General features: G+C 69.6%; 30 protein-coding genes. 14 read left to right on the top strand and 16 right to left on the bottom strand.

Annotation, left to right across the window (positions count from 1 at the left end; all coding sequences use genetic code 11):
• The first annotated feature begins 18 nt into the window (after positions 1-18).
• On the top strand, positions 19-1050 hold the full coding sequence (locus AC3RX1_RS15840; protein ID WP_491502234.1) for a Gfo/Idh/MocA family protein: 1032 nt from the start codon (positions 19-21) through the stop codon (positions 1048-1050).
• Here AC3RX1_RS15840 and AC3RX1_RS15835 read toward each other — a convergent pair.
• Positions 1047-1418 carry a PLD nuclease N-terminal domain-containing protein gene (locus AC3RX1_RS15835; RefSeq protein ID WP_491502233.1) on the bottom strand — a complete coding sequence of 124 codons (372 nt, stop codon included), beginning with the start codon at positions 1416-1418 and terminating at the stop codon, positions 1047-1049. The two genes, AC3RX1_RS15840 and AC3RX1_RS15835, sit on opposite strands and share 4 nt — an antisense overlap.
• Before the next feature lie 22 nt (positions 1419-1440).
• On the opposite strand from AC3RX1_RS15835, the gene AC3RX1_RS15830 reads away from it, so the two are divergent.
• Positions 1441-2313: an NYN domain-containing protein gene (locus AC3RX1_RS15830; RefSeq protein ID WP_491502232.1), complete on the top strand. Its 873-nt coding sequence runs from the start codon at positions 1441-1443 to the stop codon at positions 2311-2313.
• Between the two features lie 36 nt (positions 2314-2349).
• Here the strand turns inward: AC3RX1_RS15830 and AC3RX1_RS15825 are convergent, their stop codons facing one another.
• The 5 genes from AC3RX1_RS15825 to AC3RX1_RS15805 all read right to left on the bottom strand — a co-directional run bounded on the left by AC3RX1_RS15825 (position 2350) and on the right by AC3RX1_RS15805 (position 9141).
• On the bottom strand, positions 2350-3882 hold the full coding sequence (locus tag AC3RX1_RS15825; protein WP_491502231.1) for an ATP-dependent DNA ligase: 1533 nt from the start codon (positions 3880-3882) through the stop codon (positions 2350-2352).
• Positions 3883-3948: 66 nt separating this feature from the next.
• Positions 3949-4920 (bottom strand): epimerase, encoded by a 972-nt coding sequence (locus AC3RX1_RS15820; RefSeq protein WP_491502230.1) that lies wholly within the window; start codon positions 4918-4920, stop codon positions 3949-3951.
• Positions 4920-5780: an LLM class flavin-dependent oxidoreductase gene (locus tag AC3RX1_RS15815; protein ID WP_491502229.1), complete on the bottom strand. Its 861-nt coding sequence runs from the start codon at positions 5778-5780 to the stop codon at positions 4920-4922. Before AC3RX1_RS15815 ends, AC3RX1_RS15820 begins: the two co-directional genes overlap by 1 nt.
• Positions 5777-6544: an LLM class flavin-dependent oxidoreductase gene (locus AC3RX1_RS15810; protein WP_491502228.1), complete on the bottom strand. Its 768-nt coding sequence runs from the start codon at positions 6542-6544 to the stop codon at positions 5777-5779. The genes AC3RX1_RS15815 and AC3RX1_RS15810 overlap by 4 nt, the downstream gene beginning before the upstream one ends.
• A gap of 47 nt (positions 6545-6591) precedes the next feature.
• Positions 6592-9141, bottom strand: a complete 2550-nt coding sequence (locus tag AC3RX1_RS15805) for an ATP-dependent Clp protease ATP-binding subunit (RefSeq protein ID WP_491502227.1) — start codon at positions 9139-9141, stop codon at positions 6592-6594.
• A 142-nt stretch (positions 9142-9283) separates the two neighbouring features.
• On the opposite strand from AC3RX1_RS15805, the gene AC3RX1_RS15800 reads away from it, so the two are divergent.
• A complete protein-coding gene (locus AC3RX1_RS15800; RefSeq protein WP_491502226.1) occupies positions 9284-9652 on the top strand; it encodes a VOC family protein in 369 nt (122 codons plus the stop codon).
• 61 nt (positions 9653-9713) lie between these two features.
• Here the strand turns inward: AC3RX1_RS15800 and AC3RX1_RS15795 are convergent, their stop codons facing one another.
• Positions 9714-10580: a hypothetical protein gene (locus AC3RX1_RS15795; RefSeq protein ID WP_491502225.1), complete on the bottom strand. Its 867-nt coding sequence runs from the start codon at positions 10578-10580 to the stop codon at positions 9714-9716.
• Positions 10581-10632: 52 nt separating this feature from the next.
• Between AC3RX1_RS15795 and AC3RX1_RS15790 the strand changes: the two genes are divergently transcribed.
• On the top strand, positions 10633-11727 hold the full coding sequence (locus AC3RX1_RS15790) for a tellurite resistance/C4-dicarboxylate transporter family protein (protein ID WP_491502224.1): 1095 nt from the start codon (positions 10633-10635) through the stop codon (positions 11725-11727).
• Here AC3RX1_RS15790 and AC3RX1_RS15785 read toward each other — a convergent pair.
• Both AC3RX1_RS15785 and AC3RX1_RS15780 read right to left on the bottom strand, forming a co-directional pair.
• On the bottom strand, positions 11684-12148 hold the full coding sequence (locus tag AC3RX1_RS15785) for a DUF3817 domain-containing protein (protein WP_491502223.1): 465 nt from the start codon (positions 12146-12148) through the stop codon (positions 11684-11686). The two genes, AC3RX1_RS15790 and AC3RX1_RS15785, sit on opposite strands and share 44 nt — an antisense overlap.
• A gap of 45 nt (positions 12149-12193) precedes the next feature.
• The gene (locus AC3RX1_RS15780; protein WP_491502222.1) at positions 12194-12601 is read right to left on the bottom strand and encodes a MarR family winged helix-turn-helix transcriptional regulator; all 408 of its coding nucleotides are present in this window, start codon (positions 12599-12601) and stop codon (positions 12194-12196) included.
• A 158-nt stretch (positions 12602-12759) separates the two neighbouring features.
• On the opposite strand from AC3RX1_RS15780, the gene AC3RX1_RS15775 reads away from it, so the two are divergent.
• Complete coding sequence (locus AC3RX1_RS15775; protein WP_491502221.1) at positions 12760-13242, top strand: pyridoxamine 5'-phosphate oxidase family protein; 483 nt, start codon at positions 12760-12762, stop codon at positions 13240-13242.
• 67 nt (positions 13243-13309) lie between these two features.
• Positions 13310-14209 carry an NmrA family NAD(P)-binding protein gene (locus AC3RX1_RS15770; protein ID WP_491502220.1) on the top strand — a complete coding sequence of 300 codons (900 nt, stop codon included), beginning with the start codon at positions 13310-13312 and terminating at the stop codon, positions 14207-14209.
• Here AC3RX1_RS15770 and nrdF read toward each other — a convergent pair.
• The 4 genes from nrdF to nrdH all read right to left on the bottom strand — a co-directional run bounded on the left by nrdF (position 14206) and on the right by nrdH (position 18121).
• On the bottom strand, positions 14206-15183 hold the full coding sequence (gene nrdF / locus AC3RX1_RS15765) for a class 1b ribonucleoside-diphosphate reductase subunit beta (RefSeq protein ID WP_491502219.1): 978 nt from the start codon (positions 15181-15183) through the stop codon (positions 14206-14208). The genes AC3RX1_RS15770 and nrdF overlap by 4 nt on opposite strands.
• 91 nt (positions 15184-15274) lie before the next feature.
• The gene (nrdE, locus tag AC3RX1_RS15760; protein ID WP_491502218.1) at positions 15275-17434 is read right to left on the bottom strand and encodes a class 1b ribonucleoside-diphosphate reductase subunit alpha; all 2160 of its coding nucleotides are present in this window, start codon (positions 17432-17434) and stop codon (positions 15275-15277) included.
• Complete coding sequence (gene nrdI, locus AC3RX1_RS15755; RefSeq protein ID WP_491502217.1) at positions 17416-17856, bottom strand: class Ib ribonucleoside-diphosphate reductase assembly flavoprotein NrdI; 441 nt, start codon at positions 17854-17856, stop codon at positions 17416-17418. Before nrdI ends, nrdE begins: the two co-directional genes overlap by 19 nt.
• Positions 17857-17887: 31 nt before the next feature.
• On the bottom strand, positions 17888-18121 hold the full coding sequence (nrdH, locus tag AC3RX1_RS15750) for a glutaredoxin-like protein NrdH (protein WP_491502216.1): 234 nt from the start codon (positions 18119-18121) through the stop codon (positions 17888-17890).
• Positions 18122-18511: 390 nt separating this feature from the next.
• On the opposite strand from nrdH, the gene AC3RX1_RS15745 reads away from it, so the two are divergent.
• From AC3RX1_RS15745 to AC3RX1_RS15730, 4 genes are all read left to right on the top strand, one after another.
• Entirely contained in the window at positions 18512-19720 is a 1209-nt protein-coding gene (locus AC3RX1_RS15745; RefSeq protein ID WP_491502215.1) for an MFS transporter, read from the top strand.
• A gap of 203 nt (positions 19721-19923) precedes the next feature.
• Positions 19924-20226 (top strand): hypothetical protein, encoded by a 303-nt coding sequence (locus AC3RX1_RS15740; RefSeq protein WP_491502214.1) that lies wholly within the window; start codon positions 19924-19926, stop codon positions 20224-20226.
• Positions 20208-20714, top strand: a complete 507-nt coding sequence (locus tag AC3RX1_RS15735) for a MarR family winged helix-turn-helix transcriptional regulator (RefSeq protein ID WP_491502213.1) — start codon at positions 20208-20210, stop codon at positions 20712-20714. Before AC3RX1_RS15740 ends, AC3RX1_RS15735 begins: the two co-directional genes overlap by 19 nt.
• 87 nt (positions 20715-20801) lie before the next feature.
• Positions 20802-21200, top strand: coding sequence for a low affinity iron permease family protein (locus AC3RX1_RS15730; RefSeq protein ID WP_491502212.1), 399 nt, complete (start codon positions 20802-20804; stop codon positions 21198-21200).
• A 79-nt stretch (positions 21201-21279) separates the two neighbouring features.
• Here AC3RX1_RS15730 and AC3RX1_RS15725 read toward each other — a convergent pair whose 3' ends face one another.
• Both AC3RX1_RS15725 and AC3RX1_RS15720 read right to left on the bottom strand, forming a co-directional pair.
• Positions 21280-21687 carry a pilus assembly protein CpaE gene (locus AC3RX1_RS15725; protein ID WP_491502211.1) on the bottom strand — a complete coding sequence of 136 codons (408 nt, stop codon included), beginning with the start codon at positions 21685-21687 and terminating at the stop codon, positions 21280-21282.
• Positions 21684-21956, bottom strand: a complete 273-nt coding sequence (locus tag AC3RX1_RS15720; protein WP_491502210.1) for a metal-sensitive transcriptional regulator — start codon at positions 21954-21956, stop codon at positions 21684-21686. The genes AC3RX1_RS15725 and AC3RX1_RS15720 overlap by 4 nt, the downstream gene beginning before the upstream one ends.
• A gap of 49 nt (positions 21957-22005) precedes the next feature.
• Here AC3RX1_RS15720 and AC3RX1_RS15715 point away from each other — a divergent pair, with 49 nt between their 5' ends.
• Both AC3RX1_RS15715 and AC3RX1_RS15710 read left to right on the top strand, forming a co-directional pair.
• The gene (locus tag AC3RX1_RS15715; RefSeq protein ID WP_491502209.1) at positions 22006-23277 is read left to right on the top strand and encodes a DUF445 domain-containing protein; all 1272 of its coding nucleotides are present in this window, start codon (positions 22006-22008) and stop codon (positions 23275-23277) included.
• 34 nt (positions 23278-23311) lie between these two features.
• Positions 23312-23782 (top strand): SixA phosphatase family protein, encoded by a 471-nt coding sequence (locus AC3RX1_RS15710; protein ID WP_491502208.1) that lies wholly within the window; start codon positions 23312-23314, stop codon positions 23780-23782.
• Positions 23783-23858: 76 nt separating this feature from the next.
• Here AC3RX1_RS15710 and AC3RX1_RS15705 read toward each other — a convergent pair whose 3' ends face one another.
• Positions 23859-24146, bottom strand: coding sequence for a hypothetical protein (locus AC3RX1_RS15705; RefSeq protein ID WP_491502207.1), 288 nt, complete (start codon positions 24144-24146; stop codon positions 23859-23861).
• Between the two features lie 53 nt (positions 24147-24199).
• Here AC3RX1_RS15705 and AC3RX1_RS15700 point away from each other — a divergent pair, with 53 nt between their 5' ends.
• Positions 24200-24424 (top strand): FitA-like ribbon-helix-helix domain-containing protein, encoded by a 225-nt coding sequence (locus AC3RX1_RS15700; RefSeq protein WP_491502206.1) that lies wholly within the window; start codon positions 24200-24202, stop codon positions 24422-24424.
• Positions 24421-24837, top strand: coding sequence for a type II toxin-antitoxin system VapC family toxin (locus AC3RX1_RS15695; RefSeq protein WP_491502205.1), 417 nt, complete (start codon positions 24421-24423; stop codon positions 24835-24837). Before AC3RX1_RS15700 ends, AC3RX1_RS15695 begins: the two co-directional genes overlap by 4 nt.
• Positions 24838-24969 lie beyond the last annotated feature (132 nt).

Genomic DNA, 24969 nt, shown 5'->3' with positions numbered 1-24969 from the left:
TCTGGCTACGCTGACAGGATGACTGCACCTGCGCCGCGTCTTCGCTGGGGAATCCTCGCCACCGGCGGCATCGCCCACGCCTTCGCCTCCGACCTGCGCACGGCCGGACTCGACATCCGCGCCGTCGGCTCCCGTCGACCCGACGCCGCAGCTGCGTTCGCCGAGCAGTTCGACATCCCCCGCGCGCACGGCTCGTACGCGCAGCTCGCCGCCGACCCCGACGTCGACATCGTCTACGTCGCCACGCCGCATCCGATGCACGCCGAAGACGCCCTCCTGTGCCTGGAGCAGGGCAAGCACGTCCTGGTCGAGAAGTCGTTCACCGTGAACGCGCGGGAGGCCGCGGCCGTCCGCGATGCGGCCGCCGCACGCGGCCTGCTGGCGATGGAGGCGATGTGGACCCGGTACCTGCCGCACATGCGACGCATCCGGGAACTCATCGCCGACGGTGCGGTCGGCGAGGTGCGCGCCCTCTCCGCCGATCACACGCAGTCGCTGCCGACCGACCCGGGCCACCGGATCAACGACCGCGCCCTCGGCGGCGGCGCGCTCCTCGATCTCGGCATCTACCCCATCTCGTTCGCCTGGGACATCCTCGGCGCGCCCGTCGACATCGCCGCCCGCGGACGCCTTTCGGACACCGGGGCCGACACCGAGGTCGCCACGATCTTCACGCACGCGTCGGGAGCGGTGTCGACGACGCTCTCGTCGTCGCGCGCCGCCGGACCGAACGTCGCCGCGATCGCCGGCACCGAGGGGCGCATCGAGATCGACCGGGTCTGGTACACCCCCACGTCGTTCCGGCTCACCACCCCCGACGGCACCGTGCGCGAGGAGTACTCGTCGCAGGTGGAGGGGCGCGGAATGCAGTTCCAGGCGCTCGCGGCCGAAGAGATCATCGCCGGCGGACGCCGCGACAGCGATGAGCTGCCGATCGACGAGTCGGTCGGGATCATGGCCTGCCTCGACGAGATCCGCACGCAGATCGGCGTGCGCTACTCCGCGGATGAGTCGGGCGAGTCGAGCTCGCCCGGCTACTCCGCGGACTAGTCCCGAGAGCCGGCCTCGCCGGCCGCGCGGCGGCGCTGCTCGGCGCGCAGCCGGTCCTGCTCGATCTCGCGCTCGAGGTCGGCCAGCTGCTGTTCCGTCGTGCGGGTGTCGCGGGGACGCATCGGTGCGGCGGGCGGGGCGGATGCCGCCGGTCGCGGCCGCGGGATCCGCACCGGCCGCGACTCGTCCTCTCCGCGCTCGCGCCCGATCGTGAACCACAGGATGGCGCCGAGCGCCGGCAGCAGGATCACGAGGATGAGCCACAGGGCCTTGGGCATGTGCTTGATCAGCGCGTCGTCGCGCATGATGATGTCGACGACGGCGAACACCATCGCCGCGAGCACCAGGAGCGAGAACACGTACATCATGACTCGAGCATAGGGTGGGGTCATGCCCACCGCACAGGATGCCCGCGTCGCCGTCTACCTCGACTTCGACAACATCGTGATGTCCTGGTACGACCGCGTGCACGGCCGCAACTCGTACTCCCGCGACCGCCAGCGCATCATCGCCGACGTCTCCGAGCCCGAGATCGCGCAGCGGCTCACCGAGGCCAGGATCGACGTGGGTGCGATCATCGACTACGCCGCGTCGTTCGGCACCCTCGTGCTCACCCGGGCCTACGCCGACTGGTCCAACCCCGTCAACGCCGAGTATCAGGCGCAGCTCGTCGCACGGGCCGTCGACCTCGTGCAGCTGTTCCCCGCCGCGGCCTACGCGAAGAACGGCGCCGACATCCGGCTCGCGGTCGATGCCGTCGAGGACATGTTCCGTCTCCCCGACCTCACCCACGTCGTGATCGTCGGGGGCGACTCCGATTATGTGCCGCTCGCGCAGCGCTGCAAGCGCCTCGGGCGCGTCGTGGTGGGGGTCGGGGTCGCCGGCTCCACGGCGAAGTCGCTCGCGGCCGCGTGCGACCAGTTCGACAGCTACGACTCCCTCCCCGGGATCGCGGTGCCGGAGCCGCCGAAGAAGGATGAGAAGACGGATGCGGCTCCCACACGCAAGCGCAAGAAGAAGGAGCCGGATGTCTCGGGCGAACTGCTCGAGCGGGCGCTCACGCTCGAGCACGTGCGCACCGACGACGAGTGGATGCACCTGTCGGCCGTGAAGAACCTGCTCAAGCGGATGGATCCGTCGTTCAGCGAGAAGGCGCTCGGGCACCGTTCGTTCTCCGATTTCGTCAAGGCGCACCCCGAAGTGGCCGAGATCGACGAGTCGACGAACATCGTGACGGTGCGCCTGAAGCCCGCGGGGGCGTGACGCCAGGGCGGCGCCGTGCGGCGTGCGCGCCGACTCTCACCCCGGCGGCAGCAGCGCGCGGAGCGTGGAGATCGTGTCTGCCTCGTCCGGACGCTTGTCGGGGCGGTAGCCCTTCACGCGTGCGAAACGCAGCGCCACTCCCCCGGGATATCGCGGCGAGCGCTGCACGCCGTCGATCGCGATCTCGACGACGGTGACGGGTGAGACGAAGACGGTGGATGCCGTACGCCGGGTCTCGATCGACGGGAAGTGCGCCGTCTGCCAGCGCAGGAGCTCGTCGGTGAGTCCCTTGAACGTCTTCCCCACCATGACGAATCCGCCCGGCTCGCCGAACTCCCCCTCCGGGTCGCGGGCACCGAGGTGCAGATTCGAGAGCCAACCGCGGCGCCGGCCCGACCCCCACTCGCACGCGAGGACGACGAGATCGTACGTGAGCACGGGCTTGACCTTGATCCACGACTTGCCCCGGCGACCCGCGGCATACGGTGCGTCGATCGCCTTCACGACGACTCCCTCGTGCCCCGCGGCAAGCGCCTCGGCCGAAAGGCGCTCCGCCGCATCCGGATCCTCCGTCACCACTCCCGGCATCCGCCAGGCGCCGGCGACGCGGTGGAGCTCCGCCCTCCGCACGTGCAGCGGCTCGTCGATGAGATCGCGGCCGTCGAGATGCAGGATGTCGAAGAACCACGGCCGCAGCGCGATCTGCGCCGCATCGTCGCCGGCGGCCGCCGTGCCGAATCGGGCCATCGTGTCCTGGAACGGTCGCGGGGCGCCGTCCTCGTCCAGCGCCAGCGTCTCGCCGTCGAGGATCGCGTCGTACAGGGGAAGCGCGCGCGTGGCGGCGACGATCTCAGGCACGCGCGCCGTGATGTCGGCGAGGCTGCGGGTGTAGACACGCACGTCGTCGCCGTGCCGGTGCACCTGGATCCGCGCGCCGTCGAGCTTGTACTCCACGGCGGACGGGCCGGCCGTCGCGATCGCCTCGGCGACGGTGGCAGCCGACGACGCGAGCATGGGCAGCACCGGGCGCCCCACCTGCAGGCCCACCTCGGCCAGGTCACCACCGCCGAGGGCGAGAACAGCGGTCTCGCCGAGGTCTCCGGCGAGCATCGCGGCGCGCCGCACCGCTCCCGGCTCGGCGGCGGACGCGCGGGCGATCGCATCGAGGAGCACTCCCTGGAGGGCGCCAGTGCGCAGCTCGCCGAGCATCGCGCGGGCGAGGAAGTCCCACTCCGCGTCCGTCGCCCGAGCGGCGAGCTGCCGCAGAGCGCCGCTGCGAACCGTGTCGGAGCCCGAGCCGGATGCCGACGCCAGCGTGTCGAGGGCGGCATCGACGTCGGCGATCGTGAGGGTCGCCTCGTCCGCATGCGCGGTCTTCAGCCCGGCGATCCCCCGCCACCCGACTCCCAGCCGGCCCTGCCGCGGGGTTCCGGTGAGAAGGCCCACGGCGGCCCTCGTCTCATCGGGCGCGAGGCGGGCGAGCACACCGGCGAGCGCCTCCGTCTTGCTCAGTCGCGACCGGGTCGCGGCGACGGTGGCCGCGACCCGCACGAGTTCCGACAGCAGCATGACGGGATTCTCCCATCCCGCTCCGACACCGCGGCCGTCCGACACCGCGCGGCGGGGCCGGAGGGATCAGCGCCGGCGCCAGACGTCCCGCAGGGCCGGGCCGAGTTCGGGATGGGCGAACGAGTACCCGGCTTCGATCAGGCGCTGCGGGACGACCCAGCGACTCTTGAGCACGAGTTCCGGCTCCGTGCGCAGCGCCCACATCGCCGGCTCGAGCACGGCGCGTGGCGCGGGAACGCCGATCGGCATCCCCACCGTGCGCCGCAGCAGCGCCATCAGCGTGCGGTTGTCGCTCGGGCTCGGCGCAGCGAGGTTCACCGGTCCTTCCAGCGACGGGCTGTCGCGGATGAACCGCGCAGCGCCGACGACGTCGTCGATGTGGATCCAGCTGAACCGCTGCCGGCCGCGCGACCGGTGCCACGGCGCCGTCCCGTCACCGGAGGCATGCGGCCCGATCCCCCGATACCGCCGGTGCGGGAACCACCATCCGTCATACTGCGGTCCGCCGAGCCCGAGCCGGGCGAGACGGAACAGCAGGTTCGACGCCGGCCCGTCGCCGAGCACGATCGCCATGCGCAGCGACGCGCGGCGGGTGCCGGGCAGCTCACCGGCGAAGAGCTCGCTCTCCCAGTCGCGCGCGACATCGACGGAGAATCCCGCTCCGAGCTCGCCGTCGTCCTCGGTCTGCGGCCGGTCCAGAGCGTAGCCGTAGATGGTCGCCGTGCTCGCGTTCAGCCACACCGCAGGGGGAACGGATGCCGCGGCCACCGCCTCGCGCAGCTGACGCGTGGTCGCGATGCGCGACCGGTGGATCTCGTCACGATTGCGATCCGTGTAGCGGCAGTCGACCGACTTCCCGGCGAGGTTCACGAGGAGATCGGCGCCGTCGACCGCGCGGCGCACGGCCGCGTCATCATCCCAAGCGGCGTCGGGACCGTTCCGGCCGATGCGGCGCACGGCGTACCCGTCCGCGCGCAGCGCATCCACGACGGCTCCGCCGACGAAACCCGATGCCCCCGCGACCGCGGCGACGCGCATCACGCCGTCGCTCGCACGAGGCGCCCCACCTCAGCGGCCTGCGCGTAGTACTCGGCCAGGCCGGCGCCATCCGGCGGCATGAGGACGACATGGTCGGCGCCGGCGTCCGCGTACCGGCGCACACCGTCGGCCACATCCTCGACGGATCCCGCCAGCACCCTCTCGGTCGCGTCCTCCGGCACGTCGTCGCCCATCTGGCCGACGGCATCGGACGCCGCATCCGACCCGAACGCCGCGATGACGTAGGCCACGACGTCACGTGCGTGGCCTCCCGCCCGCACGCGCGCCACGGCCGCCGCGGTCTCGGCCACGGTGTGCTTCATGTCGAAGACCACTCCGTCGGCCACCTCTCCGACCAGGGCCAGCGTCTTCGGTCCCTCCGCGGCGGCGTACACGAGCGGCGGCGCGGCCGGCGGCCAGTCGAGGCGCACGCCGTCGAGCCGGACATAGCGACCGTCGACGGTGACCTCCTCCCCGGCGAGCAGGGCGCGCAGCGCCGGCACGTACTCGCGCATGAGCGTGAGCGGCGAGGCGACGCGCGCATCCGCCCGTCCCATCCACGACTGCACGCCGTGGCCGACGCCCGGCAGAAGGCGGCCCGGGAACATCCGCTCGATCGTCGCGATCTCCATCGCCGTGGCTGCGACGTTGCGCAGCGGCATGGGCGCGATCCCGATGCCGATGCGCAGGCGCTGCGTCCACGCGAGGGCGGCGGATGCGGCAGAGAACGCCCCGGTGCGGAAGCAGTCCTCCCACACCCACAGCTCGTCGAGCCCGACCTCCGCCGCAGCGGCGACCGCGGTGCGGAACGTCTCGGGTGCGTTCGGATACGGGCTGAACATCGCCCCGACACTCGTCATGCCGCCATTGTGCCCGCTCGCCGGACGAACCGCAGATACGACGCCGGCTCGTCATCGGGCGTCATCGCCCGCAGGACGACTTCGTCGACGGCGCCGCGGTACTGCGCGAGCCGCCCGACGGCGTCATCCGGAGTGAGCACCGTGTCGGCGGCCTCGACGCCGAGCCGCGCGAAATTGGCGGCGTACTTGGGGAAGCCCGCGTAGCGATGCGTCTCGGCGCGCAGTCGCGGCATCCCGTCATCGCCCAGCGCCGACCGCACGTAGAGGGCGACGTGGGCGCCCGCGTCGGTCTCGTGTGCGGCGGCGGCCTGATCCGCGGCGACCTGGGGCGGAAGCCAGTTCAGCAACATCCCGTCGGCTTCCGCCACGGCGAGCGTGCGCATCTTGGGACCGAGCGCGCCGACGACGATCGAGGCGGCGGTCCGCTCACGAAGCGTGTGCACGGCGTTGCGCACGGCGGCCAGCACGGGTCCCGAGGCCTGGCCCGATCCGATCCCGAGCATCACCCGTCCGGCCGGAAGCCCGTCGGCCCCCGCGGCGATCTCGTCGGGCGTGTAGCGGTCGAGCGGCACGACGCCGGTGGCCAGCACGAGCCTTTCGGTCACGTCGGCGGCGGCACGCAGGGCGGAGAGCGCGTCTCCCCCCGGGGTGTCGTTGACCCACAGCGCATGAAGACCGGCCTCCTCGGCCGCCGCCGCGATCCTCGCGATCGCGGCGGGGCCGAGGGTGCCGGCCACTCCGATCGAGACGGGAGCTTCACTCATACCCCGAGTGTGCCACTCCCGTGCGACGCCGTGGGCTGCGGCTCGTGTCAGGCCGCGTGCGCCGCCTGCTCGGCGGCCCGCACCACGAGGCTGTCGCCTGCTGCGTCCACCGTCACCGCTCCCCCATCGACGAGCGCACCCGACACGAACAGGTCGGCGATGCTGTCATCGACCTCGCGCTGGATGAGCCGGCGCAGCGGGCGGGCCCCGTATTCGGGCTCGTAGCCGTGCTCGGCCAGCCACGCCACGGCGGCGTCGGTGACCTCGAACCGCACGTCACGGCCGTGCAGGCGACGAGCCGTCGCGCCCAGCAGCAGACGCACGATCTCGCCCAGCTGGGCGCGGTCGAGCTTACGGAACAGCACGATCTCGTCGATGCGGTTCAGGAACTCGGGCCGCATCGCCTCGCGCAGCTTCGCGAAGACGCGGTCACGCAGATCCTTCTCCGACCCGAATCCGGTCTCGCCTCCGCCGTCGGCGAGGAACCCGATGGCTCCGCCGCGCGACGCGAGGAACTCGCTGCCGAGGTTCGAGGTCATCACGATCACCGTGTTCCGGAAGTCGACGGTGCGCCCCTGGCCGTCGGTGAGACGGCCGTCGTCGAGCACCTGCAGCAGCAGGTTGAACACGTCGGGATGCGCCTTCTCGATCTCGTCGAACAGCACGACGGCATACGGGTTGCGGCGCACGCGCTCGGTGAGCTGACCCGCCTCGTCGTAGCCGACGTATCCGGGAGGGGCGCCCACCAGGCGTGCGACGGTGTGCCGCTCGCCGAACTCGCTCATATCGAACCGGATGACGGCGCTGGAGTCGTCGAACAGCGACTGCGCGAGCGCCTTGGCCAGCTCGGTCTTGCCGACGCCGGTCGGTCCGAGAAACAGGAACGAGCCGATCGGACGGCGCGCATCGCCCATTCCGGTGCGGTTGCGGCGCACCGCCTTCGCGACGGAGGTCACCGCGTCGTCCTGCCCGACGACGCGGGCGTGCAGCTCCTGCTCGAGAGACGCGAGACGGTCGCGCTCGGTCTCGGTGAGACGGCTCACCGGGATGCCGGTGGCGCGGCTGATCACCGCCGCGATCTCGGGCTCGTCGACGATCGCCTCGGCGTCCGCCGGGTGGCTGCCTGCGGCGACCTCGTCGAGGCCGCGCTGCACCGCGGTGATCTCGTCGCGCAGCCGCGACGCGTCCTCGTACTGCTCGGCCGACACCGCCGCGTTCTTGGCGGCCTCCAGATCGGCCAGGCGCTGCATCAGCGTCGCGGCGTCGTCGCGAACACCGAGCCGAAGGCGCAGCCGTGCACCGGCCTGATCGATGAGGTCGATCGCCTTGTCCGGCAGCACGCGCTCGGTGAGGTAGCGGTCGCTGAGCTGGACGGCGGCGCGCAGCGCGTCGTCGGTGTAGGCGACACGGTGGTGCCGTTCGTACGCGCTCTTCAGCCCCTGGAGGATCTCGACGGCTTCCTCGACGCTCGGCTCGCCGACCTTGACGGGCTGGAAGCGGCGCTCGAGGGCCGCATCCTTCTCGATGCGGCGGTACTCGTCGAGCGTCGTGGCCCCCACCAGGTGCAGATCGCCACGTGCGAGACGGGGCTTGAGGATATTGCCCGCGTCCATGCCGCCCTCGCCGTTGCCGCCAGCGCCCACGACGGTGTGCACCTCGTCGATGAAGACGACGAGGTCGCCCTTGCGGGCGGCGATCTCGTCCATCGTCGCGGTGAGGCGCTCTTCGAAGTCACCGCGGTACCGGGTGCCGGCGAGCATCGCCGGCAGGTCGAGCGCGATGACGCGCACGCCGCGCAGCTGCTCGGGCACCTCGTCCGCCACGATCGCACGGGCGAGGCCCTCGACGATCGCGGTCTTGCCCACGCCGGCCTCGCCCACGAGCACGGGGTTGTTCTTCGTCCGGCGGCTGAGGATCTCGATGGTCTGCTCGATCTCGTCGGCACGGCCGATCACCGGGTCGAGCTCGCCCGCCTCGGCGAGAGCCGTGAGGTCGGTGCCGAACTTGTCGAGCATCGAGCCGGAGGACGGCTGCTGCTGCGGAGCCGGGGCGCCTCCGGGCGCGACGGTCTCGCCAGGCTGGGTCAGCGCCTCGGCGGTCACACCGGCGTGGGCGAGCACCTGGCCGGCCGGGGAGTCCTGCGCGAGCACGAGCGCGAAGAACAGGTGCTCCGGGTCGATGTAGGTCGAGCCCGACGAGCGGGCGACCTGGAACGCGTGGAACAGGGTGCGCTGCAGCGCCGGCGTGACGACGGCGCCGTCGGGATCGGCGGATGTCGCGCTCGGCGCGGGCAGCCGCTGCTCCGCGCCCTGCGCGATCGCCGTGGGCTCGGCGCCCGCGCGCCGCACGGCGTGCTGCACCGGATCGACGTCCATCAGCACGCGCAGGACGTGCAGGGTGTCGACCTCGCGCTGCCCGCGGGCGAGGGCGAACTGCGCCGCCTGCTGCAGGATCTCCTGCGTACGGGCTGTCATGAAGCGGCTCAGGTCGATGGACCGCTGCTGACGCGCACGCTCACCGGCGAGGTAGCGCGCGAGGAAATCGTCGAATGCGCGCGCGCCATCCGCGGCGCCCTCGAACGGGGTGTCGTCTGACATTCACTGGCTCCTTGAGAAGTGCTTCCCGCACATCAACGTCAACTTGAGTGCGGTCGTATCAAGTTTAACGCGTACGCCCGCTGAGTATTCCCGATGTCGGACGTCGGCCCTACCGTGGGAGCTCCCGAGCAAAGGAGCAGGTATGGACTGGCGGATCGAGCTGATCTTCGTCCCGGTGACCGATGTCGACGCGGCGAAGGAGTTCTACACGCGGATCGGGTTCCACCCCGACCACGATCAGACCCCGTTCGAGGGGCTGCGGTTCGTGCAGATGACCCCGCCCGGGTCTGCCTGCTCGATCGCGTTCGGCACGAACCTCGGCATCGATCTCGAGCCGGGCCGGCAGAACACGATCCAGGTCGTGGTGCCGGATGCCGATGAGGCGCTCGCGCATCTGCGCGACGTCGGAGTCGAGGCCGACGGGGTCGATGAGCAGGCGTGGGGGCGGTTCGTGACGTTCCGCGACCCCGACGGAAACCGCTGGACCCTGCAGCAGCTTCCGCCCCGGTAGCGGTGGGACGCCCCAAGGGCCTCCCGCCCGGCAGCGGCGGACCGCGCGGCGCGTCCGGCTCTCAGAGGGGCGCGAGGAGCGACGGGTCGGTCTCATCCCACTTCTGCGCGGTCTGCGCGAGCCAGAAGATGGCGAAGAGGCAGATGAGACCGACCTCGCCGACGAGCACCCACGGCTGGCCGTGCTGGTCGGCGCCGGCGAGACGGGCCGCGAACACGACCGCGAGGTAGCAGAGCGCGCCGACCATGCCGACCGCGACGACCACGTACACGCCGCGCCACGGCGCACGGGCCGTGCGCGCCGACACGATGGCGACGGCGACCATGAGGCCGAAGAAGACCCCGGTCGCGATGAAGTGCCCGAAGGCCAGGAGCGTGTCCGGCGAGGCGGTCAGCCAGACGAGGAGCGCGACGGCGACCGCAGCGACGACCACGGCCGGAACCCACACGCCGGGCGCGATCATGGGCGCCTTCGGCGCGCGGGGTCGTGTCACGGCCAGGACGACAGCGGCGGCAGCGGCGGCGAGGGTCGTCACGACGAGTACGGTGACGCCCACCTGCATCGCGAGCGCCTCAGAGGCCGGCACGCACTCCACGTCGGGCGGACACAGCTCGCCGGCGTCGCGCGTGTCGCCGGCGATGACCGGTGTGGGTACGAGCGCGATCAGCACGGCGAAGGGGGCTGCGACATCCAGCAGCACCTGTTCCACACTGTGTCCCGACAGGGCGACGAGAGCGAGCGCGATGGCGAACAGCGCGCCGGTGAAGACCGTGCGGCCGGGCGTGTAGTACAGAGCGCTGAGACTTGTGACCGGCCCCGTGGCGGCGGTGCCGACGAGGAGGGCGACGAGCATCATGACGGCGGCGCCGACGATCGCGAGGCGCAGGTGGCGGTACGTCCGCTGGGTGGAGGTGCTCGACAGCCGCATACTCACGATCCTGCACCACGGCGCGCCTCCCGCCGGGCGATACCCTGATGCCGTGTCAGCACCGTCCTCACTCGCGCAGCGGGTCGACGCCGCCATCGGGCAGCTCACGCCGGGCTACTTCGCCCTGGTGATGGCGACCGGCATCGTGTCGATCGGCATGCGGACGAACGGATGGCTCGCCGTGTCCGCCGTGCTGCTGGCGATCGCGGCGGTGGCGTATGTCCTGCTGGTCGCGCTCAACGGTGTGCGGATCGTGCGGCATCCGGCCGAGATGGCCGATGACTTCGCGGATCCCGGCCGCGCATTCGGGTTCTTCACGTTCGTCGCGGCGACGTGCGTGCTCGGGAGTCGGCTGAGTCAGGAGGACGGGTATCACGGCGTCGCGGTGGTCCTGCTGCTCGTCGCGTCGATCGCATGGATCGTGTTCGGGTACACCGTGCCGTGGACGGCCGTGCTCGGCAAACGCCGGGTTGCGCCGATCACGACGGCGAACGGCACCTGGTTCATCTGGGCGGTGGCGAGTCAGTCGATCGCGGTGCTCGCGGCGACGCTGGAGGTCGAACTCGTCGAGTGGCGACCGGCGCTCGCGCTGCTGGCGGTGTTCTCCTGGTCGGTGGGGACGTTCCTGTACTGCGCCGTGGGCGTGTTCGTCGGGGTGCGGATGCTGACGGTGCCGTTCCGTCCCCAGGACCTCACTCCCCCGTACTGGGTGGCGATGGGAGCGACGGCGATCACCGTCGTCGCCGGGGCGCGCATCGTGCAGATGGCCGACGCGCCGACCGTGGATGCGACGCGCGGACTCATCGCCGGGGCTGCCGTGTTCTTCTGGGCGTTCGGGACGTGGCTCATCCCGCCGCTGATCATGGCCGGGTGGTGGCGTCACGTGCGCCACCGCATCCCGTTCCGCTACGAGGCGACGCTGTGGAGCATCATCTTCCCGCTCGGCATGTACGGCGTCGGGTCGCAGTTCCTCGGCGACGTGGACGACCTGCCTTTCGTGCACGCGATCGGTTTCGGCGAGAGCTGGGTCGCGTTCGCGGCGTGGGTCGCGACATTCGTGTGGATGCTCGTGAGCATCTGGCGCGGCGTCCTGCGCCCGCCGGTCACGCCCGTCCGCCGGGAGGGCCGATCACGAGCAGAGCCGTGAACAGCGCCGCCACCGCGACGATACCGAGCCCGCCGAGGAGCACGGGGCGTACGAGGAAGAAGCGCAGCAGCCGGTCGTGCCACGTGCCGTCGCGGGGGTCGTCCGTCGCTTCGACGCGCCAGACGCCGGCGAGGCGGCCGGTGCGGTGCAGCCAGATCTCGGCGGGGATGGTGGCGTACGGCACGATGGCCGAGCCGACGGCGACGATCACCGGCCACGGCCGCCAGCGATTGTTCTTGGCGACGAGGATGGCCGTGGCGCCGTAGCAGAGGAAGACGAAGCCGTGGATGCTTCCGGCGACGAGGACCGCGGCGGCAAGGCCGGCGGTCGCGCGCAGGATGAGACCGGCGATGAGGAGGGTCCAGGTGATCGCCTCGGCGACGGCGAAGACGCGGAACAGCCGAGAAGGGGTGCGGAACATGCCTTCAGTGTAGCTGAAAGCCCTTCAGTATCTCTGAAGGATGCCTCAGAACGGCTCCTCGTGCAGCCCTTGCAGTGCCGCGGTCAGGGCGGGAGCGGCGTCGGCGAACGAGGCGTCCATGCGTGCGAGGCGCGCGTCGGCATCGGCGAGCGCGGCCGCGCCCTTGTCGGTGACACGCAGGTTGGACGCAGAGCCGGCGTGAGCCATGGCGTCGGCGACGAGCCCGTCGTCGACGAGGGTGCGCACGGCGGTGTGCGCCGTCTGCACCGTGATCTGCGAGCGTCGCGCCAGTTCGCTGAACGAGATGCCCGGTGTGCCCTGGATGTGGGCCAAGAGGGCGTACTTTCTCGTCGTGAGTCCGAGCGGCTTGAGCTGCTGATTGAGGCGGCTGTCCCACACGCTGCCGACCGTCAGCAGCGAGATCACGGGGCTGAACGGCGGGCGCTGGGGCATGGATCCATCGTAGTCACGGGTGCTCGTCGGGTACGGAGGGGTTGCCGCGCACATCCCTGTAGCTTGCGATCATCCGGCGCTCAACCCCCTCTGCGCATCCGCCGGAGAAGGGCACCGTTGATCGACCCACTGAGTCGGGCAGAAAGGTACGAGAGATCATGAACGACACCGCCGACGAGCGCAAGAAGGTCGCCGAGCTCATCAAGGAGTTCAGGGTGGCGATGTTCGTCACCCGCAACAGGGACGCCCGGATGGTCGCCCGTCCGCTCACCATGCAGGAAGCAGAGTTCGACGGCGACCTGTGGTTCCTGGTGGCGAAGGACTCCTCCCCCGTGGCCGATCTGGCAGCCGACTCCGAGGCGACGGTCGCGCTCAGCTCGGACGACTCCTGGGTCTCGCTCTCCGGGACCGCCGCACTCGTGGAGGACCGCCGCAAAGTCGATGAACTGTGGAACCCCTTCGTCGAAGCATTCTTCCCCGAGGGCCCAGATGACCCGAGCGTGGGGCTGCTGAAGTTCACCACCGAACGCGCCGAATATTGGGACAGCCCCGGAAAGATCGCCACGGCGTTCAACTTCGTCAAAGCGAAGGTCACCGGGGACAGATTCCACGAGGGCGAGAGCGGCACGGTCGACCTCTGAGAACCACGCCCCCGACCGAGACGCGCATGAGGCGAGCGATGTCGGTGGGCAGGGCCACGGTGGAGGTATGACAATCGCCATCACCACCCCCACCGGGCACGTCGGGCGTCACGCTCTGCGGCTTGTCGCACAGGCCGGTGCACGGCCTCGCGCTCTCCTGCGGGATCCCGCGAAGCTCCCGCCAGGCTCGACCGAGTTCGTGGATCCGGTGCCCGTTGACCAGTTCGATGCGCGTTCGGTGACGGACGCGACGGTCGACGTCGACACGCTGTACTGGGTGGCCCCTCCGACGGATCGGCCGGATCCACTCGAGGGCTACCGGCTGGCGACGCGGGCGCTGCTCGCCGCCATTCATGAGAACGGCATCCGCCGGGTGGTGTTTCAATCCAGCCGTGGAGCGGAGCGCCGCCACGGCGTCGGTGAGATCGACGGACTCGCCGCCACCGAGGAGGCGCTGGATGCGGCAGGTATCCACGTGACTCACCTGCGTTGCGGCTACTTCTTCAGCAATCTCCTGTTCGACCTCGACGCGCTTCAGGAAGGCGTGCTGCCCACCGCGTTCCACGTCGACGCCCCGATGCCGTGGGTCGCACCCGAGGACATCGCCGCCGTCGCGGCCGTGCGCCTCCTCGACGAGCATTGGACCGGAAGACACGTCGTGGCCGTCCACGGTCCGACGGATCTCTCCTTCGCCGACGTCGCCGACACCCTCTCCGCCCTGCGGGGACGCCGCATCCGGCCTGTTCAGCTCAGCGACGACGACGTTCGCGCCCACCTCCGGGCGGCCGGCATGCCGGCTCCCCGAATTGAGGCGATGGTCGGCATGACCGCGGGAATCCGCGACGGGTACACACCCGAGAATCGCCGGGACTACACGACCACCACGCCGACGACGCTCGCCGCATGGGCCGCCGAGCACCTGCTTCCGCTACTGCGGCGCGAAGAAGCAGAGGCTCACAACTCCTAGAAGTCCCAGTCGTCGTCTTCCGTGGCCTCGGCCTTGCCCATGACGTACGAGGAGCCCGAGCCGCTGAAGAAGTCGTGGTTCTCGTCAGCGTTGGGCGACAGCGCTGAGAGGATCGCCGGGCTCACGTCGGTGACAGTGGCCGGGAACATCGCCTCGTAGCCCAGGTTCATCAGCGCCTTGTTGGCGTTGTAGTGCAGGAACTTCTTGACGTCCTCCGTCAAGCCGACTCCGTCGTACAGGTCCTGCGTGTACTGCACCTCGTTGTCGTAGAGCTCGTAGAGCAGCGAGAACGTGTAGTCCTTCAGCTCGTCGCGGCGCGCCTGATCGACGCGCTCGAGGCCCTTCTGGAACTTGTAGCCGATGTAGTACCCGTGCACCGCCTCGTCACGGATGATGAGCCGGATGATGTCAGCGGTGTTCGTGAGCTTCGCCTTCGACGACCAGTACATCGGCAGGTAGAAGCCCGAGTAGAACAGGAACGACTCCAGCAGGGTCGATGCGACCTTGCGCTTGAGCGGGTCGTCGCCACGGTAGTAGTCCATGACGATGCGTGCCTTGCGCTGCAGGTTCTCGTTCTCGCTCGACCAGCGGAACGCCTCGTCGATGTCCTTCGTCGAGCACAGCGTCGAGAAGATGGACGAGTAGCTCTTCGCGTGAACGGACTCCATGAACGCGATGTTCGTGTACACCGCCTCCTCGTGCGGCGTCAGCGCATCCGGGATCAGCGACACCGCGCCGACCGTCCCCTGGATCGTGTCGAGGAGCGTGAGCCCGGTGAACACCCGCATCGTCAGCACCTGCTCCTCGGGCGTCAGCGTGTTCCACGACTGCACGTCGTTCGACAGCGGCACCTTCTCGGGCAGCCAGAAGTTCCCCGTGAGGCGGTGCCAGACCTCGAGGTCCTTCTCGTCCTCGATGCGGTTCCAGTTGATCGCCTGGACGCTGGCCAGGAGCTTGAGCGGTTCGGGTGTCATTTCAGTTCTCTTTCACGGATGCGGAAGTCGTTTCGTCTCGCTGCGCTCGCTCAACGACCGGGGGTCGCTGCGCGCCATCAGCGACCGGCGGTCAGAGCATGCAGCTGACGCAACCGTCTACCTCGGTGCCCTCGAGGGCCATCTGGCGCACGCGGATGTAGTAGAGCGTCTTGATGCCCTTGCGCCACGCGTAGATCTGCGCGCGGTTCACATTACGCGTCGTCGCAGTGTCCTTGAAGAACAGCGTGAGGCTCAGCCCCTGGTCGACGTGCTGGGTCGCCGCCGCGTACGTGTCGATGATCTTCTCGGGGCCGATCTCGTACGCATCCTGGTAATACTCCAGGTTCTCGTTCGTCATGAACGGCGCCGGGTAGTAGACGCGACCGAGCTTGCCTTCCTTGCGGATCTCGATCTTCGACACGATCGGGTGGATCGAGCTCGTCGAGTTGTTGATGTACGAGATCGAGCCGGTCGGCGGCACCGCCTGCAGGTTCTGGTTGTAGATCCCGTGCTCCTGCACCGACGCCTTCAGCGCGACCCAGTCCTCGCGGGTCGGGATGTGGTGCCCGGCGAACAGCTCGGCCACCCGTGCCGTCGCCGGCGCCCACTCCTGGTCGATGTACTTGTCGAAGAACTCCCCCGACGCGTAGGTCGAGTCGGGGAAGCCGTCGAACGCCTGCCCCCGCTCGATCGCGAGCTTGTTCGACGCGCGCAGCGCGTGGAACAGCACCGTGTAGAAGTAGATGTTCGTGAAGTCGAGGCCCTCTTCCGAGCCGTAGTGCACGTGCTCGCGCGCGAGGTACCCGTGCAGGTTCATCTGCCCCAGGCCGATCGCGTGCGAACGGTCGTTGCCGTCCTCGATCGAGCGCACCGACGAGATGTGGCTCTGGTTGCTCACCGCTGTCAGTCCCCGGATCGCCGTCTCGACGCTCTTGGAGAGGTCTCCGCCGTCCATCGCCAGCGCGATGTTCATCGACCCGAGGTTGCAGGAGATGTCCTTGCCGATCTGGTCGTACGACAGGTCGTCGTGGTACGTGGTCGGCGTGTTCACCTGCAGGATCTCGCTGCACAGGTTGGACATGTTGATCCGGCCCTTGATCGGGTTGGCCTTGTTCACCGTGTCCTCGAACATGATGTACGGGTAGCCCGACTCGAACTGGATCTCGGCGAGGGTCTGGAAGAACTCGCGCGCGTTGATCTTCGTCTTCTTGATGCGCGCATCGTCGACCATCTCGCGGTACTTCTCGGTCACCGAGATGTCGCCGAACGGCACACCGTAGACGCGCTCGACGTCGTACGGGCTGAACAGGTACATGTCCTCGCCGGTCTTCGCCAGCTCGAACGTGATGTCGGGCACGACGACACCCAGCGACAGGGTCTTGATGCGGATCTTCTCGTCGGCGTTCTCGCGCTTGGTGTCGAGGAACCGCATGATGTCGGGGTGGTGCGCGTTCAGGTACACCGCACCCGCCCCCTGACGCGCGCCCAGCTGGTTCGCGTAGCTGAAGCTGTCTTCGAGCAGCTTCATGACCGGGATGATGCCGCTCGACTGGTTCTCGATCTGCTTGATCGGCGCACCCGACTCGCGGATGTTGCTCAGCAGCAGCGCGACGCCACCGCCGCGCTTGCTCAGCTGCAGCGCGGAGTTGATGCCGCGGGCGATCGACTCCATGTTGTCCTCGATCCGCAGCAGGAAGCAGCTCACGAGCTCGCCGCGCTGCGCCTTGCCCGTGTTCAGGAACGTCGGCGTCGCCGGCTGGAAGCGCCCGGAGATGATCTCGTCGACGAGTGCCTTCGCGAGCTCCCGATCGCCGTCGGCCAGTCCCAGCGCCGTCATGACGACCCGGTCCTCGAAGCGCTCCAGGTACCGCTTGCCGTCGAACGTCTTCAGCGTGTAGCTCGTGTAGTACTTGAACGCGCCGAGGAACGTCTCGAACCGGAACTTCGCGGCGTACGCCCGGTCGTTGAGCTCCTGGATGAACTCGAACGGGTACTTCGCGAGCACGTCGCCCTCGTAGTACTCCTTCTCGACGAGGTAGTCGAGCCGCTCCTTGAGGGAGTGGAAGAACACGGTGTTCTGGTTCACGTGCTGCAGGAAGTACTCCCGCGCCGCGCGCTTGTCGGCGTCGAACTGGATCTTGCCGTCGGCACCGTACAGATTCAGCATCGCGTTCAGGGCGTGATAGTCCATGCCCTCGAAGCGCGTGTCGTGCTTGAAGTCGGTCGTGTCGGTCACTGCAGCTTCCACCATCGTTCCAATCCGTCGCTCACTCGCGCGACGTCCTCGGGCGTGCCGAACAGTTCAAGCCGGTACAGGTGCGGCACGTTGCACTTGCGGCTGATGATCTCGCCGGCCAGGCAGTACGCCGGGCCGAAGTTCGTGTTCCCCGCGGAGATGACTCCGCGGATCCATTTGCGGTTGTTCTCGTCGTTGAGAAACCGGATGACCTGCTTGGGGACTGCTCCCCGCTCTTCACCGCGTCCCTGACCGCCGCCGTACGTGGGGGTCACGAGCACATACGGCTCGTTCACGTGCAGCGGCGGCTCGGCGCTGCGCGGTCCGGAATGCACCGGGATGCGCTCGGCCCGAAGGCCCAGCTTCTCCACGAACCGCGCCGTGTTCTCCGAAACGCTGGAGAAGTAGACGAGAAGCGGCGCATCGGTCGCCAGCATGATCCGCCTCGGTTCCGAGCGATCCCGCCGGTCAGGAAAGACGGGCGGCGAGCTCGTCGATCTTGTCGGGACGGAAGCCCGACCAGTGGTCCTCGTCGGTGATCACGACGGGCGCCTGCAGGTAGCCGAGAGCCTTGACCTGCTCGAGTGCCGTCGGGTCCTCAGTGAGGTCGTGCACTTCGTATTCGATGCCCTTCGAGTCCAGCGCGCGGTAGGTCGCGTTGCACTGCACGCAGGAAGGCTTCGTGTAGACCGTGATCGCCATGTTCGACCACTTCTCCCCTCATCCGATTCTTCGTTTTCCAGTCCGTCTGCCGGCAGGCCCCCCGCCGGAGCTCCAATACTACATATGGGTGCCGACATCAGGAAGCACCACAAGGGATAGTAGTTACATCCGTGTAGTTTTCCACTGCTCTCCCCATGTACAACACAGGTTGTCCACCGTTTCATCCACAGCCCGACGGCGTGTCGTGAGGCGCGCGAATCGCGAGATCCCGCGGGTCACGACGGCACCGATCGGAACTGTCCACACCCGGCACGCTAGGTCCGGGCTCCGACATCCGATCCGCTGTGGATAAGCACCGTCGGCGTGTCGCGGCGTGTCGCGCCGGGGGCCGGATGCGTCAGCCTCCGCCGGGGCCGTAACGTGGACGTCGTGGCGGGATACCGGGATCTTCTGCGCACTCCGGGCGTGGGGCGCATCATCGCAGCACAGCTGACGGCGCGGTTCCCCTCCGGCATGACGAGTCTCGCGGTCCTCATGCACATCGAGCACCTCACCGGCTCGTACGGCGCGGCGGGCCTCGTGCTCGCCGCCGCCTCCGTCGGCCAGGCGGTCGCCGGCCCGGTCACGAGCCGCTGGATGGGCATCTGGGGCATGCGTCGCGTGCTCACCCTCACGATGCTCGTGTGCGCCGCGTCGCTCGCCGCGATGGCCACCCTCGCGCTGCCGCTGCCCGGCTACATGGCCCTCGGGCTCATATCGGGCCTGTCCACTCCGCCGGTCCAGTCGGCGGTGCGCACGATCTACCCGAAGATGGTGAACTCGCGCCAGCTGACGCCGCTGTTCTCCCTCGACGCATCCCTGCAGGAGATCATCTGGATCATCGCGCCGGTGGTCATCACCCTCGTCGCGACGCAGATCGGCACCGTCGTCGGGCTGCTGCTCATCGTCGTGATCCTCCTCGGCGGCGGCTCCTGGTTCATCGCCTCGCCCGAGCTCGGCCGCGTGCGCATCCCCCGCAGCCGGCGGCGGTTCGGCAAGGTGCTCACCCGTCCGCCGGTGGTGCTCGCCACCGTCATCGGGTTCCTGCTCATCGGGGCGTGCTCGGCGGTCGAGACCGGTGTGATCGCCACGTTCGGCAAGGGCGGGCTGCAGGCCGGCATCGTGCTCGCCGTGTTCTCGATCGGCAGCCTCGGCGGCGGGCTGCTGTCCGGCAGCATCCCCATCGGCCGCTGGGCGATGGCGCGGCGCATGGCGATCGTCACCGTCGGGCTCGTCGTTGCGACATTCTCCCTCAACTTCTGGTGGCTGGGCGGTTCGCTGCTGGTCGCCGGCATCGGTGTCGCGCCGGCCCTCGCCGTGATGTTCGCGATGACGACGGCGAGCGTGAAGTTCAGCGACACCGCCGAGGCGTTCGGCTGGGTCGGCACCGGGCAGCTCATCGGCGCCGCCGCGGGATCGGCGGTCGCCGGCTTCCTCATCGACGCCCAGGGCCCGTCCGGCGCCTATCTCACCGCCGCCGGATTCGCCGCCCTCGGCCTGCTCGCGTCGGTGCTGTTCGTGCGCGGCTTCCCCGACCTGCGACACCGCGACGCCAGCCCCATCCCCGACACTGAGCCGGTGCAGACGGTCACCTCCTGACCGCCCGCCGCAGCGACGCATCCGCCCCGGGACGCCCCCGCGGCCGCCCGCGAACGGAGAACCATACGACGGTTCTCGGCGGAAGACAAGACCCAGGTCGTTCACTTTGTGAACTTTTCGATCCGTGGCACGCTGTCGGCTACCCGCTGGTCGGCAGCGTCCGCTGCGACCAGCGACCTGCCGGACTCATGCAAGGAGAGACGATGTCACTCACGCTCGAACAGCACACCACCGCCGCTGCGAACGACGCGGCGATGACCTGGGTCGAAGCCGACGCGGGTTTCTGGGTGGGCAACATCGACGGCGCCTTCGGAGGATCCGTGGACCGCGTCGGCCGCACGTATCGCGCGACGGACGCCCGGGGCGGCCATCGCGGCGACTTCCCCCGGCTGCGCGACGCGCAGCGCTGCCTCGAATCGTTCATGGCGCACCCCGCCCTGGCCCGGCTCCGCCGTCCGCAGGAGGCGGATCGTCGAGAGGCCGAGACATGGTCGGCCGCGTCGTAGAACGAGAGGCGACGCACCTGTACGCCCGGCGCCCGGACGGCGCCGGCGACGATCTGGTCCGCGCGCTGCTGCGGGTCCATCGGGTGGAGGGCGACGCCGTCGAGGCCGCCCGCCGCGCGACGGGCCTGGGGCGCAGCGAGTTCCAGGCCCTGCGGTACCTTCTGCAGGCGGCGCGCGACGGGCGCCCGGTCGGCCCCAAGGACCTCCACGTCATGGTGGGCCTCTCGCACGCCGCGGTGACGAAGGTCACCGACGGCCTCGAACAGGCCGGCCTCGTCGAGCGGCGCCAGCATCCGTCCGACCGTCGCGCGCAGCTGCTGACCGCCACGCCGAAGGCCGAGGACATCATCGCGGCCGGCTACCACCGATTCCACGCCGCGCTCGTGGCGGCTGTCGAGCGACAGGATGGGTCGACCGCGCGCCTGTGCGCCGCGGCGCTCCACGACATCGCCGATGAGCTCGCACGCCACGTCGCCGAGCAGCCCTGACCTGCTGCCGCCGAGACCCGCCACCGAGACCCGCGGCGTGCGCCGCACCACCCCGCGGCGCCCGCCGCATGAGGAAATGAGGAAGACATGAGTGAGAAGAAGCCCGTGATGCCGAGCGACGTGTCCGACCGCGTCGGATTCTTCGATCGCTTCGCCGAAGGCGCGTCGCGGCTCGCGAGCCGCGCCTGGTTCTTCTGCTTCTGCGTGATCCTCGTGGTGCTGTGGGCGCCGTCGATCATCGTGCTCAAGAGCATCGACACATGGCAGCTCATCATCAACACCATCACGACGATCGTCACGTTCCTGATGGTGGCGCTGCTGCAGAACAGCCAGACCCGCGCCGACCACGCGGTGCAGCACAAGCTCAACGCGATCGCCGACGCCCTCAGCGACCTGATGGCCGACGACCATGAGCAGGATGCGCGCGAGCTGCGCGACGCCGTCGGGCTCGAGGAGCGCGAGAGCACGAGCAAGAACTCCGCCTGACGAGTCTCGGATCGGGCCGGACGCGTTCAGCGCGCGCCGGCCCGATCCGCGTCACCGCGAGCGCCGCACCGCGACGGCGTCAGCCGCGGGCGCGCCGCAGCAGCTCGAGCAGTGCCAGGGCGTACGCATCCGAGGGCTCCGGATGCTCGAAGCTCAGCGCCTCCGCCTGGATCTCGACGTCCACGACGTACGCGTCGGGGAGGCGCCGCAGCCCGCGGAACGTGCCGCGCAGCAGCTCGCGCAGCTGCTCCTCGCTCGGCAGCCAGAGGGCGTCCTCGAGAGCGACGGAGTCGAGCGCCCACTCGGTGGTGCCGTTGAACGCGAGGATGCTGCCGGTGGGAAAGCTGCGCGCCTCGATCGTCATGTCGCTGACGGTGAACACGTCGGCCTCGAACTCGGGCTCGTCGAGCTGGAACCGGTCGCCGGAGCGCGGGTGCCACACCAGGCCGGCATCCCGCAGGGAACGGGCCAGATCGGCGGAGATCATCGGCTGCCGACGTCGTAGGCCTTCAGCAGCTCCGCGACGGCCTGTTCGCGGTCGTCGCCTCCCTGCTCGAACATGTGCGTCACATGCGTGCGCAGGTGATTCTCCAGCAGCATCTTGTCCAGGGACGCGAGCGCCTTCTGGATCGCCCGCGACTGCCCGATGATGTCCATGCAGTAGTCCTCGTTCTCGATCATCTTCGCGAGGCCCCGCACCTGCCCCTCCAGGATCGCCGTGCGGTGGAGGGCGCGCTTCTTGATGTCGTCGATCACGCCGCAAGAGTACCCGGACGCGCCCAGTGCCGCGTGAGAGGATGCCGCCATGGCGCGCACTCCCACGGCTCTGCTCAGCCCCGCCGACCAGGAGCGGCGGCGCGCGCTGCGCCGGATGAAGGCCATCGCGCTCGGCGCTCTCGTCTTCCTCGCGATCGTGTTCGTCGTCGCGTTCACACAGGAGGAGCGCCTGCCGTGGCTCTCCTACGTCCGCGCGGCGGCCGAGGGCGGCATGGTCGGTGCCCTGGCCGACTGGTTCGCCGTGACGGCCCTGTTCCGACACCCCCTCGGCCTTCCCATTCCTCACACCGCGATCATCCCGACCCGGAAGGACGAGATCGGACGCACTCTCGGCGAGTTCGTCGAGACGAACTTCCTGTCCGCGCCGGTCGTCCGCACCAAGCTCGAGGGCACGTCGATCGCGGCACGGCTGGGCGCCTGGCTGTCGGAGCGCACGCATGCCGAGCGGGTCACCGCCGAGGGCGCGGCGATGGCATCGGGCGTCCTGCGCGCCCTGTCCGACGCCGACGTGCAGGAGGTCATCGAGTCGCTCGCGCGGGAGCACCTCCTCGCGCCCGAGTGGGGGCCGCCGGCAGGCGCGTGGCTGGCACGGGTGACGGATGCCGGCGCCCACCACGGTGCCGTCGACCTCGCCGCCGACAGCATCGCCGGATGGCTGGAGGCGAACCGTCCCGCGTTCGAGGGGCTCGTCTCGCGCCGTCTTCCCTCGTGGCTCCCGCGCATCGCGCACCGCCTCGTCGACGACACCGTGTACCACGAGGCGGTGAAGTTCGCCGCCGCCGTGCGCGGCGACCCCGACCACCCGGCGCGTCGCGCGCTCGACGACTACCTCGGCCGGCTCGCGGATCGCCTGCAGCACGACCCGGCGATGATCGGGCGGTTCGAGGACGCGAAGGCCGCGCTGTTCGACAGCCCGCGCGTGCGTGAGCTCGCCGTGCAGGCGTGGAACACGGCGAAGTCCGGGCTGCTCGCGGCGCTCGCCGACCCCGAAAGCGGGCTGCGCCGCCGGGCCGCGGCGGCGATCGCCGAGATCGGCGAGCGCCTGTGTGCTGAGCCGGCTCTGCAGCGGCGGGTGGACACCTGGGTGACCGACGCCGCGGTGTTCCTCGTCGACCGGTACCGGCACGACATCGCGTCGATCATCACCGACACCGTAGAGCGCTGGGATGCCGCCGAGACCACCGAGAAGATCGAGCTCATGGTCGGCCGCGACCTGCAGTACATCCGGCTCAACGGCACCGTGGTCGGAGCACTCGCGGGCGTGGCGATCTACACCGTCGCACAGTTGACGCTCCTCTGAGCCGGGGCGCCCACGGCGGCGGCATGATGGAGGCATGGTCACACTCGCGCTCGTGCGTCATGCGAAATCCGACTGGGGCGATCCCGACCTGGCCGATCATGATCGGCCGCTCAACGCCCGCGGGCTGCGCGATGCCCCCATCATGGCCCAGCGAATCGCGGCGGCCGGATTCCGCCCCGACGTGATCGTGTCGAGCACGGCGGTGCGGGCGCGTACGACCGCCGAAGCGTTCGGGGCCGCACTGGGGGTCGCGGTGGGCCTCGACGAGGAGTTGTACGGGGCTCCGGCCGAGACGATCCTCGCCCGGGCGGCGCGCACCGGCGCCGACGCGGTGATGATCGTCGCCCACGACCCGGGCATGAGCGCACTCGCGGAGCGGCTGTCGGACGGCGAGATCGCCCGGATGCCCACGTGCGCCGTCGCGGTCTTCACCTGGGACGACGACTGGGATGTCGCGACCGCCGTGGACCCGGCATTCTTCACCTTCGACGCGCCGCGTGCGTGAGCGAGGTGCCCGCGAACGCGCTCGGACTGGTCGGTGCCGTCCCGCAGAAAGCTGTAGCTTGCTGCAGATGCGCCAGTTATTCACCGAGCGCTGCACGTTCCTGCTGATGCGACAGGAAAAAACAGGCGCAATAGCAGGAAAGTGCAGCGCGAGTGCCACTCGCGGGCATCTGCATCGCGGTGATGAGCACGTGCGGATCAGCCATGCGTGCGGCGACCCAGGCGCGCGCAGCGGCGAAGACGACGTATGCCACGGCCGGAACGATCGCGTGCAGCAGCATCCGTTCACGATCCGCGGTGCCGTAGAGCGCCGCGGTTGCGACCGACGACGCGGCGGTGCGCAAGCCCGTCGCCCACACGCCCACCGCGAGTACAGTCGCTCAGCCTGACACTTGCCGGGAGTGCTAGCATTGCTGTCATGGCCACCCTGACCGTCCGCAATTTGCCCGAAGAGACGCGACGGGCGCTCAAGTCGCGCGCGGCCGCGCACAACAGGTCAATGGAAGCCGAGGTGCGCGACATCCTCGTCGACGCAGTCGCACCGACGGCCTTCATCACGGGCTGGCTGTCATCGACGGTGGCCGTGCGAGGAGAGTTCGATGTACCTGAGCGCTCCGCTCCCCGAAGGTTCGACCTTGCATGATCGTCGCCGACACGAACGTGTTGTCTGAGCCGCTGCGCCGCGACCCAGATCCTCGCGTGCTGGCTTGGCTCGATGCCCACGCCCAGGACCTCGCCATCGCCGCGATCTCGGTCGGCGAACTCTCCTACGGCGCCGCCCGTCTGCCGGCAGGTCGTCGTCAGGACATGCTCGTCGAGGCGATCGACAAGCTCGTCACGGGCGCCGCCGACAGACTGCTGCCCTACGATGCTGCTGCAGCCCGGACCTATGCTGCGCTTCGCGCTCGACGAGAGGCCTCCGGTCATGCGATCAGCGTTGAGGACGGGATGATCGCCGGAATCTGCATTGCAGGCGACCATGCCCTGGCCACCCGCAACACGCGCGACTTCGCAGACACGGGGATCGTGCTGCACGATCCGTGGACGGCCGACTGAGGCTTATCCGACCTCCATCGCCCGACGTGAGGGCCGCCCGAGCTTTGCGCTCAGGCCCTATGAGGGTGGGGTTCTGAAGTTGGTCTTGTTGGCCCAGGGCCTCACGGTGCAGATTCGTGGATCATCTCGAGA

The sequence above is a fragment of the Microbacterium altimontanum genome (genome assembly GCF_058349865.2).
This window is presented reverse-complemented; position numbering and strand designations above follow the sequence as displayed.